The sequence below is a fragment of the Micromonospora gifhornensis genome, assembly GCF_016863515.1.
GTDB classification, from domain to species: Bacteria; Actinomycetota; Actinomycetes; order Mycobacteriales; family Micromonosporaceae; genus Micromonospora; species Micromonospora gifhornensis.
The window spans coordinates 71,423-86,577 of sequence record NZ_BOPA01000021.1 but is presented as its reverse complement, the minus strand read 5'-3'; the positions used below and the strand labels follow the sequence as shown (position 1 = coordinate 86,577).

At 68.1% G+C, this 15,155-nt stretch carries 13 protein-coding genes; 5 read left to right on the top strand and 8 right to left on the bottom strand.

Annotation, left to right across the window (positions count from 1 at the left end; genetic code table 11):
- Window positions 1-989: 989 nt before the first annotated feature.
- The gene (locus tag Vgi01_RS16120) at window positions 990-1,223 is read left to right on the top strand and encodes a hypothetical protein (RefSeq protein ID WP_102657307.1); all 234 of its coding nucleotides are present in this window, start codon (window positions 990-992) and stop codon (window positions 1,221-1,223) included.
- A gap of 701 nt (window positions 1,224-1,924) precedes the next feature.
- Here Vgi01_RS16120 and Vgi01_RS16115 read toward each other — a convergent pair.
- The 8 genes from Vgi01_RS16115 to Vgi01_RS16075 all read right to left on the bottom strand — a co-directional run bounded on the left by Vgi01_RS16115 (window position 1,925) and on the right by Vgi01_RS16075 (window position 8,832).
- The gene (locus tag Vgi01_RS16115; RefSeq protein ID WP_204291547.1) at window positions 1,925-2,575 is read right to left on the bottom strand and encodes a hypothetical protein; all 651 of its coding nucleotides are present in this window, start codon (window positions 2,573-2,575) and stop codon (window positions 1,925-1,927) included.
- 414 nt (window positions 2,576-2,989) lie between these two features.
- Complete coding sequence (locus tag Vgi01_RS16110) at window positions 2,990-3,205, bottom strand: winged helix-turn-helix domain-containing protein (protein ID WP_239089004.1); 216 nt, start codon at window positions 3,203-3,205, stop codon at window positions 2,990-2,992.
- A 949-nt stretch (window positions 3,206-4,154) separates the two neighbouring features.
- Window positions 4,155-4,538 (bottom strand): hypothetical protein, encoded by a 384-nt coding sequence (locus Vgi01_RS16105; protein ID WP_102657301.1) that lies wholly within the window; start codon window positions 4,536-4,538, stop codon window positions 4,155-4,157.
- Between the two features lie 187 nt (window positions 4,539-4,725).
- Entirely contained in the window at window positions 4,726-5,121 is a 396-nt protein-coding gene (locus tag Vgi01_RS16100) for a hypothetical protein (protein WP_204291545.1), read from the bottom strand.
- A gap of 207 nt (window positions 5,122-5,328) precedes the next feature.
- Complete coding sequence (locus tag Vgi01_RS30685) at window positions 5,329-6,492, bottom strand: polysaccharide deacetylase family protein (protein WP_239089003.1); 1,164 nt, start codon at window positions 6,490-6,492, stop codon at window positions 5,329-5,331.
- 500 nt (window positions 6,493-6,992) lie between these two features.
- Window positions 6,993-7,307 carry an AzlD domain-containing protein gene (locus tag Vgi01_RS16085; RefSeq protein WP_102657292.1) on the bottom strand — a complete coding sequence of 105 codons (315 nt, stop codon included), beginning with the start codon at window positions 7,305-7,307 and terminating at the stop codon, window positions 6,993-6,995.
- Window positions 7,304-8,101: an AzlC family ABC transporter permease gene (locus Vgi01_RS16080; protein ID WP_204291544.1), complete on the bottom strand. Its 798-nt coding sequence runs from the start codon at window positions 8,099-8,101 to the stop codon at window positions 7,304-7,306. Before Vgi01_RS16080 ends, Vgi01_RS16085 begins: the two co-directional genes overlap by 4 nt.
- Window positions 8,098-8,832, bottom strand: coding sequence for a PIG-L deacetylase family protein (locus Vgi01_RS16075; protein WP_204291543.1), 735 nt, complete (start codon window positions 8,830-8,832; stop codon window positions 8,098-8,100). The genes Vgi01_RS16080 and Vgi01_RS16075 overlap by 4 nt, the downstream gene beginning before the upstream one ends.
- Before the next feature lie 92 nt (window positions 8,833-8,924).
- On the opposite strand from Vgi01_RS16075, the gene Vgi01_RS16070 reads away from it, so the two are divergent.
- Genes Vgi01_RS16070 through Vgi01_RS16055 form a run of 4 tightly spaced genes read left to right on the top strand, consistent with a single transcriptional unit; the run spans window position 8,925 to window position 15,123 of the window.
- Window positions 8,925-9,620 carry an OsmC family protein gene (locus Vgi01_RS16070; protein ID WP_239089002.1) on the top strand — a complete coding sequence of 232 codons (696 nt, stop codon included), beginning with the start codon at window positions 8,925-8,927 and terminating at the stop codon, window positions 9,618-9,620.
- Window positions 9,621-9,623: 3 nt separating this feature from the next.
- Entirely contained in the window at window positions 9,624-10,835 is a 1,212-nt protein-coding gene (locus Vgi01_RS16065) for an NAD(P)-binding domain-containing protein (protein ID WP_204291542.1), read from the top strand.
- Between the two features lie 23 nt (window positions 10,836-10,858).
- Window positions 10,859-12,019: an NAD(P)/FAD-dependent oxidoreductase gene (locus tag Vgi01_RS16060; RefSeq protein ID WP_204291541.1), complete on the top strand. Its 1,161-nt coding sequence runs from the start codon at window positions 10,859-10,861 to the stop codon at window positions 12,017-12,019.
- A complete protein-coding gene (locus Vgi01_RS16055; RefSeq protein ID WP_204291540.1) occupies window positions 12,016-15,123 on the top strand; it encodes an ATP-binding protein in 3,108 nt (1,035 codons plus the stop codon). The genes Vgi01_RS16060 and Vgi01_RS16055 overlap by 4 nt, the downstream gene beginning before the upstream one ends.
- Window positions 15,124-15,155: the final 32 nt, after the last annotated feature.

Genomic DNA, 15,155 nt, shown 5'->3' with positions numbered 1-15,155 from the left:
TGACGCCGGAGGGCGGATGAGGCTGACCGCCGTTGAGGTGTGGTCCTTCCGGTTGCCGTGCTGGGTGAGGCCAGGACGGGTGGGGTGCCTGAAGGTCGGCATCCGGCGGGTTGCCGCAGGCGAGCCCCACCCGTCGAAGAGAGCGAATCCGGGCCATCGTGACGGCGGGAAGACCGTGCTGGGCCACTCAGCGGATTCCGGGCCGACATCGCGGCCAGCGTGATCGAGAACCGGCGGGATGTGGCCCGCATCAGCGGCAGGAAGACCGCTCAGCATCTCCGAGGTCGAACCCAGCGATCCGGCAGGAAGGCCGCACTGGCGTGCTCGACGATCGCCAGAGTAGCACCGGGTACCGACTCGTCAACCCGTCGTGAACCTCGGTGCCGAACGGGTCCGGAGCGGCTACCTGCCGGGGTGGGAGGACTTTCTGTACGTCTATCAAGGCGGCCCTGAACGGGCCGCACGCGCCGCCGCCTGGGCGCGCGTCCGTCGCTCCGCTGGCGCTCCGACTCCGGCCACGCAACACGCCCGGCGGCTGGCGCGGAGAGCGGGAAGCCCGGGGGGGCCGCCGCAGACGGGACGGGTGTGGAAGTGGTAGAGATTCGTCGCCGGCAGCCGGCCGCGCCGCGCCGGGGCGACGCGGCGCAGGGGAGGGCACGCCGGGTCCGCGTGGCAGGTCGCGGCGGGCGGAGCGGTTGCGGTTACTGCGCCTCCGGCGGGGGCGCAACGACTCCAGGATGGCCGGGGCTCCGTCTGCGGGTCACGGTCCGTGGGTGGTTGCGCGGGCCATCCCGCCAGCCGACGACCCGGGCGAGCCGAGCAGACCACCGCCCGACCCGCCAGCGTCCGACCGTGCGTCAAGGTCCGCTTGACGTGGCGGGCCGGGCGGTGGCCCGCTCCCCAGACGGGCGGGTCGGCGGCAGACGGGATGGCTTGGAGGGGCGCAAGCGGTGAAGCAGATCCACGGTGGAGGCCGGTAAGATCGTTTGATGAGTCAGTACGCCTACGCCCAGCTCTTCACGTACTCCAAGGACGGCTTCCGCACGGCGGCGTTCATTGGGCCGGACGGCCGACAGGAGGAGTGGACTGCCGAGAGCTACGACACCGTTCACCTCAACAAGGCCGCCGACGACGGATGGCGCGTCATCAGCGTGCAGGCCAACGAGTCGGACAACTCCACCTACCTGCTGGAGAAGCAGGTCCGCTCGCGGCCGGGGTTCTGAGGCACACGCCCGGAGGGTGACCAACTGAGTGACTACGGCGACGAACGGCAGCGGACGTCTACGGACTCTGACGGAACGTCGCCGCAGCTACGTCACAATCGCGGGCCAGGTCCCCGGTTGCTGGTCATTCCTTCGGGACGAAGCAGCGGGCGAGGGCGGAGCCCACGCTGATCATGCGGGTTGGCCATGTCGGAGAAATCGGATCGGCCCCGCCTTGGCCACCGCCACGGCTCTCCACACACTGTCACCGTGCTGGCCACATCAAATGTAATGATCGTGAAAGGAGCTGCGGATGTCGACTGCGGCTCCTTTCGCGATCATTAGTGATGCCTTTGTCGTTCCCGGTCGACCAATCGATTAGCTCGCCGGCACCACTGTCGTGTCGATTTGCGGGAGCGATCCGGCTGGAAGCAGCACAAACACCATGATCACGGACGCAGCGAACAGCACGAGGCTGAGCGATAGCGTCACGAGGTGGAGGGCTCGATGGTCTTTGGACGCCCTAGCCCCCCGGGCACTTGCAATGGCCGCAACTAACGATACTGGCACTGCGATTACAAAGTTGACCACCAGCGTTACCGTAGCTGCGAGAACTAACGCGACACTGAGGAGCTCACCCGAACTCCACCCTGCGTTTCGTTCGACCGGCAAATCCATCGTAACCGGGCCCCCTGCTCTGGCTCACCAGGTGCTGGCAACTATTAGAGGACAGAGCATACCCGATCGCCGCTGGCCGTACCAGAAGCTGTACCCTTGGCGCGCAGGCAGTGCTCGGGATGGCTCACATCCCAGCCGCCAACGCCGAGGATGAAACGGTGCTTCGCCCAGCCGCGTCCCTGGTTGCTAATTACCTGAGCGCCTGAGGACTTGACGCCGTCATAACGCCAACCGATGGTCTTGGTCTCGCCATCTGCCTCGTGAATGCGCACGGACGTGACGGTGCTGCCTGACGCGCACCAATAAATGTTCGTCCAGAAGGTGTAGAGGGTGTTGCCGGCAGCGGCTTGCGCTCCGTCCCTTGTCCTTCCATACCAGCACCCCGTGGCAAGCGCATCGAACACCTCGTCTGCGCTTTGCCCATTGGCAGCGGCGTTACGCGCGACTGCATCGGCGGGTTCGATCTCCACTGAAAGGGTGGAGGTGACGGGGATCATCACGTGGTCGAAGGCAGCCCGCTCGGTAGGCGACAACCCACGGTAGAATGCTTCCGGATCGCTAGCGTTGAACACCCGCGTCACGACGTCCTCGGCACTGCTGACGCCAGCGTCGACGGCAGGTGCCGGATGGGCGACACCCAACACGATGGCAGTCATGGCCGAAACGGCGATGCCATACCTTCGGATGGCGGACATAATGTTCTTGCTCCTCAAAACTCCTCCTCGAGAGGGCGGATCGGGGGAGCGACGTGGTTGCGGCGTTGCTGCGCCGCAACCACACCCCGCTTTTGTCGGGTCAGCTTAGCGTTACATCGATGGGGCCACAAGATCCGGAACTGGCACAGAACGATCAAGTTCGCCTCCCGACGCCCCGATCTGTTCTGGCTGGTGGATCCACCGGTCCGTAGCTTGCCGCTGAACCCTTCCTAAACCGTGTGCGGCAGCGGCACCGACAGCAGCGCTGACAGCAACCGGCCGGGACGAGGGCAGCCGCCGGCGGCCAATCACGGACAGCCGCCCGAGGTCGCAGACGTGGACGGACCCGGCCGGACAGAGCGCCCAGAACTTACAAGCGAGGGGTCCATGCCGAGCAGGTTGGGTGTAGAAGGCTTACTCGGCGACGAAGACGCCTACGCCTGGCAAGGTCTCGGTCATTCCCTTGATCCGTAGTACCTGCATGGCGCGGTCGATCACCGGCTCGGTGACCTCGTAGTGCTTGATCAGCTCTCGGCGGCTGGGCAGCTTGGAGCCCGGTGGGAACTCGCCGGATGCGATGCGTGCGGCGAGGTCGTCGGCGATCTGCTCGTATCGGTAACGCGGTGGCACTTGGTTCTCCTCGGTTGGCAACACGAGTAGACCACCTACGTCAGCCCTTGACTACCCAACGCTACCCGTGGGAGGTTGGCGAGGAGGTCGATTCCCTCGGTTGGCGCTGTTGGACCGTCCTCGCCGACGTGGATGTCCGGCGCATCCCCCGCGTTCGGGCATCCACGTCTTCAAGCGGCTACGGCACAAGGAGGTGGCAGTGCTCCCTTCGACAGGGCCGAGAGGAACGATCATGGGCCGGGCGAGCAACGAGCCGGGCAATCGGGTCTCCTACGACGAGTACGTCCTAGCCGTCGCGCTGACCCTCGCCCGCCGACATCGGCCAGTGTGGTCCTGGCAGCGCTGGCGGCGCATCTGCCGCTGCGGAGCCGAACTGCCGTGTCGTGCGCGACATCGCATTCCGATCAATCGTGGTCACTGGCCTGGGGAGGGTGAGCAGTGACCGGCGGGCCGGAACGGACGATCCTCGCGGTACACGTGCGGGGGCTCGACGGCTTGTGTGTCGGTTGCCGGGTGTGGTGGTCGCGGCTGGTGCCGTACCCGTGCTGGCAGGTGGAGTGGGCGACCAGTCGGCAGGCTCGCGCGAGCGTGGCCCGGTTTCTCGGCGGTGTGCGGTGACCACCCACGGCCCGGTCATGCCGATCTGGAGCTGCGGCGGCTGCGACCTTCCCTGGCCGTGCCCGACGCGGCGGCGGGAGCTGCGCGCGGAGTACGCGGGCGCGCCGGTGTCTCTGGCTCTCTACCTCGGCGTCTGTCTCGTGCAGGCCGCCGAGGACATGCCCTGGGCACCGGCCGGTGCGTTGCACCGTCGGTTCATCGGCTGGGCGAGGCAGTCACCGGAAGTACAGCAGCGAAGTACAGCAACTGTGCCAGCCGAACTCGACCGGGACGAGCGTCACCAGGCCCGATGACCTCGTATCAAGCCCGATCCGACCGGCCTGCCGAGAGTTCACACCGAAGGGGTCCGGGCCTGCCGCGCCGCGAGGTACTTGCCGACTGCGAACCCGAGCGCCGCGCTGACGCAAGCGGGGATGGCGGCGAGGACCAGGACGAGGGCGTCCCCGGCGACGCTGTGGTAGGGCGAGTTCAGCCATGTGCCGGCGTAGAAGGCAGCCAGAAGCAGCACCAGCGCCGGCACAGCCCAACTTCCGTGGATCCGCCGGCCCAATACCAAGCCGACCAGCAGGCCAGCAACGCTGAGGCCGACAGCCATGACAAGGAGAGCGGCAGGGGCGCGTTGAACCGAGCCGCCAGCACCAGCCGCAAACCACCCCGCAGGCACGCCGAGCCCAACCGCCAGGATGCCTGCCCACAAGCGGCTGTCGAGTCGCATAACCGGACCGTAGCAACATGCGGAGAGTTGCCCGCCGGCTCGCTACGTGCCCGCAAGGCCGGTCAACAAGGGTCGCCAACAGCGCCTACCATCGCCGGTCCGTAGGCGCGTGGGCGGAGAGCCGACCTGGTTACCAGCACCGCCGTAAGGGCGTGCCCGAGAGCCAAGGCACCTTTCCAACTGCCGGTCAGGGCTGGTGCTGGGCTCGTCTGGCCAACACGAAGTCCGCATAGTCCTCCCCGGCAACCCCGTGGTTGACCCACCGCTCCGGGGAGGCCCCAGTGTCCCGCTCCGCCAGCTCCAACGCTTCGGCCGGGTCTTGAACGTGGCCGATCACGCGGCCATAGCCCGTGTCGTCTTCGTATTGGGGGTCGAGGGGCGGGAACATGCAGAGATCGTGGTCGTGCTCGTCGTCCAGGTCCTGTACGTCATGGACGGACACGTTGTAGCCGTCCTGCCAGGGCCAGACCGAGACCCAGCGGATGCCTCGGACGCCCGCCAGCGTGATGGGTCCGACGAACTGCTCAACTTCCTTCATGCGACCGAGCGCGCCGAGGACGAACGACCGGGTGAGGTAACGCACGCCCGGAGGCTATCCCGAATGCCCAGGAGTCGAGCTGGGTGACAACCGGGGCGCACAGCTACGGACTTCCACGGCCGCCTGCTGGTGTGCCGAGCGGGCGGGCCCGACGTGAGGTCGAGCCCGCCCGGTTTTGGTCCGGTTCTCCGGTGTTGGCCTAGCCCGCCAGGCTGTCGTCCTGACCGCCGGCGAACAGTGGATCAGCGATGGTCATCGTGCGACGAGGCTGAATCGCTGGTTGGTGCCGCCGTGGCAGTCGTAGAGCTGGATCTGTGCTCCGTTGGCGGTGCTCCAGGCGTCCAGGCAGCGTCCGGACTGGACGTTGCTGATGGTGCCGTTGGAGTTGACGTTCCATTGCTGGTTGCCTTGGCCGTGGCAGGCGTAGATCTGGACGGCGGCGCCGTTGCCGGAGCCTGCTGCGTCGAGGCACATGTTGCCGTACACCCGAAGTTGTTTGTCTGAGGTGTAGGTCCAGGCTTGGTTGGTCTGTCCGTGGCAGTCGTAGAGCTGTACCCGGGTGCCGTTGTTCTGGGAGGCGTTGGGTACGTCGATGCATCGACCCGACTGGCTGCCGACGATCTGGCTGGCGGAGCCGGAGGGCGGAGGCGTGGTCGGCGGCGGAGTGGTCGGCGGGGGAGTGGTGGGGGGCGGAGTGTCGTCCGGCGCCACCGCTCGGCCGGTGCTCGGTGAGATCATGCCGGTACAGAGGTTGCGGCTGGTCAGGTTTGCCATGATCTGCGGAATCGCGTTGCGGGTGTTCTGAATGCCGTCGTGCATCAGGATCACCTGGCCGGCCTGGAGACGGCTGGCGTTGGAGACGATCTGGCTGACGCTGGCGCCGTTCCAGTCCTGGGAGTCGACGTCCCAGATCACCTGACGCAGGCCGAGCGACGAGGCGACCGACTGGAGGGTCGAGTTGGTCTCCCCGTAGGGCGGGCGGAACAACTGCGGCCGGACGCCGGTCGCCGACTGGATCGCTGCGTTGGTCTGGGAGAGGTCCGACTGCATCTGGCTCTGGTTCATCGAGGTCATGTGCGCGTGGTTCCAACTGTGGTTGGCCACCCACATGCCCGCGTCGACCTGGGCCCGCGCGGCGGACGGGTTGCTCTGCACAGTCTGCCCGACGTTGAACATGGTCGCCCGTGCGCCGTTCGCGCGAAGCACGGACAGCAGTGCGCTGGTACTGCTGTTCGGCCCGTCATCGAAGGTGAGGGCGACGTACCCGTTGCAGACGGCGGCGCTGGACGGAGTGGCGGCGACCGCGAGACCGACGGCACTCAGCGCCACGGTGGAGGCGAGCGCGGTCAACCGGACGGCGAGACGCGATTTTCGGGGGGCGGACGGACGGCGGGAGCCGCCGATACTGGCGTACATGTGCAGGTCCTCCTTGGGACGGATGGCACCTGACGACGCATGGTTTTAATCGACAGGGCTTGATGCCATCGCGCTCGGAGTATTGCAACGGCGTTTCGAACACGTCAATGTTTTCCGGAAGTTTTCCGGAAGTTCCGGAAAGGGCTGGCTGGTCGACCGCGACCGCCCAGGCTGGCGCGCGTACGGACATTGCGACCTGTGCGCAGGCCCTGAGACCATGTGTCTGTGTCTCGGAGCAGCCTTGCCCTGATCATCGGCGGCTTCATGGCGATCACGGCCACCGTAATTTGCTGCTGTGCTCCCCTCCCCCTCCTTATGCAACCGCAGCCTCCCTGGGACGACGTCGGCGCTCAACAGTCAGACTGGGACAGGGTCGTGACGTGGCTTATCGCGGCCGGTAGCGCCCTCCTGCTTGGCGCGTATCCCCTCTTGGCCTACGGCCTTGTCGAGTGGCGGGCGAAGCGTCGAGCGTCGCGGGCGGCGCAGCAGCGTCGGTGAGGTCACATCAGCGCGTCGGCGAGCCAGTAGGTGGGCATTCCCGCGAGCATCGCCACGTAGGGCTTGCCTGTTCCTGCGGTTCCCGCGACGGCCGCGACAACAGCAAGGACGACGGGTGTGGCTGCGGAAAGTCCGGGTGCGGAAACCACCAACACGGTGAGGCTGGCTGCGGCGAGGGCGGCGAAGGCTGCTGGTGCGACCATCTCGGCGCACGCTTCCAGTCGCGGAGGGAGGATCAGCCGGTCGGTCAACGTCATGCAGATTCGCATCGCGTAACTGCCGATGCCGGCGACGAGGATGACGAGCCAGGGGTTCATAGCGGGTGCTCCTGTGTGGATGGAGCCGGCGTGGCGGTCGGGCCTGGGCGGTCCTTGAGCGACGTGAGGTATCCGGCTGCGAGTCCCGCGGTGATGCCGACGACGATGCCGAGGTTCAGCGGCGCGGCGATGCACGCGCCCGCCACGACGCTGCTGACCACGACGGCACGACGGGTTGCTCGCTGACGCAGACTCGGTACGACCTGGCCGACGAGGTAGAGCGGCATGAGCAGTTCCAGGCGAAGACCCTCGGGAACGCTGGCCCCGACGACCGCGCCGACGCCGAGCGCGGTCAGCCAGCCCACCCACAGTAGGACGGCTGCGCCTGAGTAGAAGGCGTGCGATGACCGTAGATCTCCCAAGCCCCCGTCAGGGGTCAGCCGCTGGCCGCCTTGGCGGGCTGCCGCAAGCACCCACCGGTGGTGCTCGTAGCGGCGTATGCCGACGACGAAGGACGGGTCGATGAGCAGGTAAGCGGCGAGCAGCCGCCACCACAGCGGCGTCCCGCGCCAGTATCGGGCGAGCGCCGCCGAGTAGAGCACAAGTCGCAGGTTGATGACGAGTACGGTCGCGATCACCGTGGCTGCGGCCGCTCCGCTGTCCAGCAGTTGGATCGCGGCGATCTGGGCGCTGCCGCCGTAGATCGCCGGCCCGGTGAACCAGCCGACCGCCGAAGGGAGACTCGCCTGCCCTGCGGTGACGCCGATGATGAGGCCGAACGGCGCCACCGCGACCAGCCACGGCAGCATGCTTCGCATTCCCGCGGCGACATCCCGCCCCTGCTGGAGTCTCATCTGGCTGCGGGGCTGTCCGGGACCGGCGTCGCCTCCACGAACGATTCCTGACTGACCCACCGGGTGTAGCGGGAAAGGCCCATCAGTGTGATCAGTCCGCTCGTCTGGGACGCCTGTTCGGTGAGGGCACGGAGCTTGCGGGCGAGCGTTCTGTCGTCCAGCACGAGTTCCACGGCGAGTTGGTCGTGATCCACCGCGAGCGGATATCCGTCCTGGAAGATGGAGAAATCGCGGTGGACGTCACTCCACCTGTGCGCCCAGTCGTGGCTGACGGCAGCGTGCAGCAGCCGGGTGCCGGCAGGAGCGGTCCGGCGGAATGCGCTCTCGACCCAGGCTGACACCGCCTGATGGTCCGGGTGCCCCGTGTGACCATCCGGACCGAAGGTCACGATCGTGTCGGGCCGGATCTCGTCGATCAGCTCGGACAGCCGGGCGACCGGCTCGGCTGGGGCAACGTTTGCGCATTCGCCGTCGGAGTAGCCCAGCCAATGGTGCTTCGTGACGCCGAGCACCCGCAGGCTGCGCGTCAACTCGTCCTGGCGGATCTCCGCCAGTCGATCCGGTGGCCATGTCAACGGGTCGGGCGTGCCGCGTTCACCCCGGGTGGCGGTGACGCAGACGACCTCCGAGCCGGCGTCACGGGCCATCGCCATCAGACCGGCCGACAGGTACGCCTCGTCGTCGGGGTGTGCCCAGATTCCCAGTATCGAGCCCAGCTCATCGACGTTCATCACGCACTCCAAGATTGAGAATGGTGCTCCAGCAAGCGGCTTGAGAAGGTACGAGCCGCACCTTCCCGCAACCTTCCCGACGTCCCGACCGGGTGATCAAAGAGTTGGGAAGGTTGTGGGAAGGCGGGGTTCGTAGCTTTCCCGGCGTTGCCTGCTCCGGTTGTCACCGCGACGAAGTCGGGGTCCGGAAACGGGCGACCCAGGGGAGAAGGACTGTGGGTACGACTGCGAAGCGCATTCCGCTCAACGGCGTTGACACGCCGACCCTCTTTGCCACGCTCGATGCAGTGCGGAGCCAGCCGGAGCTGGCGGAGTTCCAGTTCCGGGCGGTCAACCGGTGGGTCAGTGGCACCCACAACCGCAGCGAGATCCAGGGCTTCTACGGCGCCGGTCAGGAGGACGCGAGCCGCACCGAGCCGTTCACCTACGATTCGGACCACCCGAAGGTGCTGGTGGGCGGGGGAAACGGTCCCGCGCCGGTGGAGTATCTGCTGCACGCGATCGCGTCGTGTCTCACGTCGGGCCTGGCGAACATCGCGGCGGCCCGCGGGGTGAAGCTGAACTGGGTTGAGGCGATCGTCGTCGGCGACATCAACCTGCTCGGCATTCTCGGCATGTCCGAGGAGGTACGTAACGGGTACCAGGGGATTTCGGTGAGCTTCCGGATTTCCGGGGACGCCCCGGACGACGTCCTGCGGGGGTTGATCGAGCAGTCACGTCGCCGTTCGGCTGTCTACGACGTGTTCACCAACGGCGTACCGGTCGCCATCGACGTGACAACCGAGTAACCCGTGCCGACCACCGATACGGTCATCATCGGTGCGGGCCACGCGGGGCTGGCGGTGAGTCACTGCCTCACCGGGTACGGCATCGAGCATGTCGTACTCGAACGCGGCCAGGTGGCGCAGCGGTGGCGGTCGGGCCGGTGGGACTCATGCCGGCTACTGACGCCGAACTGGCTCTCCCGGTTGCCCGGCTGGTCCTACCAGGGCGACGACCCCGACGGGTTCATGTCTGCTGCGAGTTTCGCTGACCACCTGTCCGCGTACGCCAGGATCAGCCGGGCGCCGGTGCGGGAGAACACCACTGTCATCGGGGTTCGGGGTGACGGTGAGAGTTATCTGGTGTCCACCGACGCGGGCACGTGGCGGACGCGCTGCGTCGTCATCGCCACCGGGTACCACTCCCGGTCGCTGGTGCCGGCGCTGGCTGGCGGGTTCTCGCCGACGATCACTCAGATCGGCGCGGCCGCCTACCGGAATCCCACACAGTTGCCCGTCGGTGGCGTCCTCGTGGTGGGGGCGTCGTCGACCGGGGTGCAGATCGCCGATGAGCTGGCCCGGTCCGGCCGTGAGGTGACCCTGGCGGTCGGCGAGCACACACGGATGCCGCGGCGGTACGGCGGCCGGGACGTGTTGTGCTGGCTGGATCGCCTCGGGAGCCTGGACCGCACTCTCGACGAGATGCCCGACCCGCACCGCGCCCGCCGGGAGCCGTCGTTTCAGCTCGCGGCCGGCCGGGCGCTCGATCTGGGCGTGCTGAGGGATCGTGGAGTTCACCTGGCCGGCCGTCTGGTTCGAGTGGACGGAGGGCAGCGGGCGGTCTTCGCGGACGATCTCCAGGACACGACGACGCGGGCCGAGAACCGGTTGCGCCGGGTGTTGGGCGCGATCGATCGGTACGCCGGTTTCACCCACGCGGCCGACGTCCCGTCCCTTGTCATCGACGGCGGGGTACGACAGGTGACCGGTCTGAGTTCCGTGGTGTGGGCCACCGGGTTCCGACCCGACTACCCGTGGCTGCAGGTACCGGTGCTGGACAGCGCCGGTCACCTGCGGCACCGACGCGGGATCACCGAGGCGCCGGGGCTCTTCGCGGTCGGATTGCGGTTTCAGCACCGACGCAACGCCACTCTGGTCGACGGCGCCCGGCACGACGCGGCATATCTCGCCGAGCAGATCGCCGTGCGGCTCCGCCACCGCAACACCAATGTCGCCACGTAGCTATTCAAGTAGGGGAGGTCGGCGTGACGGAGGACTACGACGTGGTCGTCGTCGGGGCCAGGCCGGCGGGTGCCGCGACGGCACTGCTGCTGGCACAGCAGGGTCTGCGGGTGTTGGTGTTGGAGCGGGCGAAGCCCGGCGCCGACACACTCTCGACGCATGCCCTGATGCGGGCGGGCGTCGCCCAACTCACCCGGTGGGGTCTGCTGGATTCCATCGTGGCGGCCGGCACGCCTGCGGTACGGCGCACCCGCTTCCACTATCCGGGTGAGCAGGTCACAGTGTCGATCAAGCCTGCTGCCGGCGTGGAGGCGCTCTACGCCCCTCGCCGTACGGTTCTGGACCGGCTTCTCGCCGAAGCCGCCGAGAACGCCGGCGCGACAGTTCGGTACGGCGTCACCGTCACCGGCCTGGAGCGTGACCGGTCCGGGCGAATCATTGCCGTCGTGGGGCACGACCACTCGTCGGCGCCGGTGCGCGTGCGATCCTGGCTGACCGTCGGCGCCGACGGTGCCGGGTCGACCGTGGCTCGCCTGGTGGGGGCACCGAACATGCGGGTCGGAAGCGCCAGCAGCGCGATCGTCTATGGCTACTGGGACGGGCTCGGGGTCACCGACTACGAGTGGTTCTACCGACCGGGTGCAACGGCAGGAATGATTCCCACAAACGACGGCAAGGTGTGTGTCTTCGCCGGAACCAGCGCCCAGAGGTTCAATCAGGAGGTGGGTGGGGACCTGCGGGGTTCGTACCTGCGACTGCTCGCCGAAGCGACCGGTCCGGCGGCCGCCGGGCGGCTGCCCGAGTCGCTCGCGCCGCAACGGCTGCACGGGTTCCCTGGGCGTCTTGGACACCTGCGGCAGGCCCACGGGCCGGGATGGGCGCTGGTAGGGGACGCCGGTCAGTTCATCGACCCGTTGAGCACGAATGGGATAACCGATGCGTTGCGTGACGCAGAACTGCTTTCACGGCAGGTCGAATCGATTGTGTCCGGTGCTGGGGAGAATGAGGCGCTGGCCGCATACCAGACGGAACGGGATCGGCTGGCGACACCAATTTTTGACGTCGTCAATGAACTCGCCGGCTACCGGTGGGACGTGCCAACGGTACGTGAGTTGCTGCTGCGACTGAATTCCGCTTTCAGCGCCGAGGTGGAGGCGCTGACCGGCGTTACCCTTAAACGGTGAGAAATCGCGTCCAGGTACGCCTTCTTGGTGGATTCGGGGTGACGGTCGACACGGTCGCGGTGCCGGACACGGCCTGGACCCGACGCCAGCCGATCACGCTTGTCAAACTGTTGGCGCTCGCGCCGAACCGACAACTCCACCGTGAGCAGGCCATCGCGGCACTCTGGCCGGATTCCACAGTCGAAGAGGCGGCACCCCGGCTGCACAAGGCTGCCCACTACGCCCGCCGGGTCCTCGGCCCCGACAGTGTGGTCCTTCACCGGGAGTTGATCTCGCTCTTCCCGAACGCCGGGACCGAGGTCCGCATCGACGCGGTCGAGTTCGATGATCTTGCTTCGGAGGCGCTGAAACACGAGGACGCCGCGGCGGCCGGCCGGGCCGTCGACGCGTACGGCGGTGATCTTCTACCGGAGGACCGTTACGAGGAGTGGGCCCAGGGGTACCGTGAGCGACTGCGCCGCACGTACCTCGAGGTGTGTCGGCTCGCCGGGCGGTGGAGCGATCTGGTGGCAGCAGACCCGACCGACGTACGCGTCGGTGTGGCACTGATGCGTGAGCGTGCCGCGTCGGGCGACCATCACAGTGCGCTGCGCGTGTTCGAGCGTCTCGACCGGGCCCGTCAGCTCGAACTCGGTGCGACGCCCGACGCGGAGGCGCTGGCGTTGCGCGAGGCGCTGATCGGCCCGACCTCGCCGCGGGCCGCAAGCCAGTCCCTGGTCGGGAGGAGGCGGGAACGAGTCGAGTTGGAGCGGGTGATCGAGGAAGCCGCAACGGGACACGGCCGTGTGGTCCTCCTCGCCGGCGCAGCCGGCATGGGCAAGTCCACCCTCGCCGCATGGCTGCGCGAGCGGGTCGTCGCCCGTGGCTGGCGTACCGGTCAAGGTGTTGTCTCGGCGGTCGAAGGCGCCTGGCCCTTCGCTCCGGTGTTGGAGGCGCTTGCCGACCTAGCCCGCCGCCATCCCACCCTGCTCGACGGCCTCAACGACCGCTACCGGGCCGATATCGACCGGGCATTGTCCGGGGAGGTCGGGAACTGGGCCGGCCAGAACGCCACGCAGCGGTTGTTCATCGCGGTGGCCCAACTGGCACGCCTCGCGGCAGCCGGGCCCGGTCTGCTGCTCATCGTCGAGGACGTCCACGACGCGGACGAAGGCACCATGCGGCTACTGCGCTACCTGGTCCGCACCTGCCGGGACGAACGGCTGGTGCTCCTGCTCACCCACCGACGTCAGCCGACCACAGACGCCTTCGAGCGGATCCGCAACAGCCTGCTCGGCCGGTCCGGCGCGCTCGACCTCGCGCTGCCGTCACTGACCCAGTCGGAGACCGCCGCGCTCGTCGCCGCGCAGGCACCGCACCTGCCCGACGAAGTCGTGGAACACATCTGGTCGATTTCTGGTGGAGTCCCGTTCACGGTCAGCGAGCTGGCCCGCTCGGCCGTCGACGGAGAACTTCGCGCACCCGCCGAGGCGGTGCTCGGCTCGCTGGACCCACCCACCCGTGCGGCGCTGGAACGCGTGGCGCTCATGGGCTCCACCTTCGACACCGACGGGTTCATCGCGATGAGCGATCTGCCCGAGGAACAGGCGTTCGACTGCCTGGACGCCGCCCTGGCCGTCCTGGTCATCGAGCGGACCCTGACCGGCTTCCGGTTTCGCCATCCGCTCATCCGCGAGGCCCTGCTGGACGCGGTTCCGCCGCACCGGCGTCCGGCCCTGCACCGGTCCTGCGCGCGCCGCCTGATCGAGTTCGGCGCGTCACCGGCACGCGTCGGCCACCATCTGATCGCCGCAGGTGACACCGATGCCGCTGTGCCTTTCGTGCTGCGCGCCGCGCAGACCGAGGTGGCGGTCGGCGCCTTCCGAGACGCCCTGTCCCTGGTGGAGTCGATTCTCGGCGCGGCCCGCGACGAGGACCTGGTAGCGGCCCTGACCCTGCGAGCCGACGCGCTCGCCGCGATCGGCGACGTCGCAGCACTCGCCGCCTACCGTGAGGCGCTCGCGGTGGCCGACCAACGGCAGGCTCGAGTGCTGCGGGCAAGGATGGGCCAGCTCGCGGTGGTGTCCGGGGACACCGACACGGCAGCGGCGATCCTGGACGGTCTGGAGCCCGACGGCGGGCCGGACGATTCGGCCGTCCTCCTCGCCCACGGTGCTCTCGCCTACTTCACCGGTGACATCGAGGGTGCCAGGGCGGCGGTCGCCGATTCGCTCCGCGCCGATCCGGCACAAGGCTCCGCCCTGCTCCAGTCGAATCTGGTCGCCCTGCGCGGATTGATCACGCACACCCGTGGTGAATGGAACCACACGCTGCGCGCAGAGCTGATGCGTACCCGCGACGACCCCGGGCTGGCCACCACCGTCTCCGACGCGCACCTCTGCGTCGCCGAATATCTGCTCTACGGGCCCACACCCTACGAGGACGTCATCGATCTCGCTCAAGGCCTGCGCCGTACCGCCCAGTCCTCCGGCGTTCTCCGGGCTGTCGCCTTCGCCAGAGCACTGGCCGGCGAGGCGGAACTACTCGCCGGCAATCTCGACGAAGCCGAGCGCGAACTCAGCACGGCCGTCGAGCTGCACCGCGAGATCGGCGCCACCGCCGGCGAGGCCCACTCGTTGCAGCGGCTCGCGGAGCTGCACCTCACCCGCGGTCATCAGTCCACCGCGACGCGGCTACTTCGTCGAGCCCTTCCCCTGGCGCGTGCCTCAGTGCTCGCCCCCCACCTGATTCAACGGATCTACGGCACGACGGTGGCCGCAGCGGACTCGCCGGAGGCCGCCCGGACGGCCATCGACGCGGCGAAGGCCGCCATGGCCCAGACCGACTCCTGCGAGTTCTGCGCCATCATGTTCGAGGTGCCTGCGGCCATCACCTGCGTCCGCATCGGCGACCTGGACGCGGCGCGGACGTTTCTCGCGGCTGCGGAACGGTCAAGCACCCTCTGGGAGGGTACGGCGTGGCAGGCCGCCACGCTGGAAGCCCGCGCGCGTCTCCTGGCAGCCGAAGGCGACACGGAGCAGGCACGGCAACTGCGCCACCGCGCGGCAGACATTTTCGACGATGTCGCACACCCACTGGACGCGGCCCGTTGCCGCGCCGGCTGATCCCGGTGCCTCGCGGGAGCCGCCGATCATCG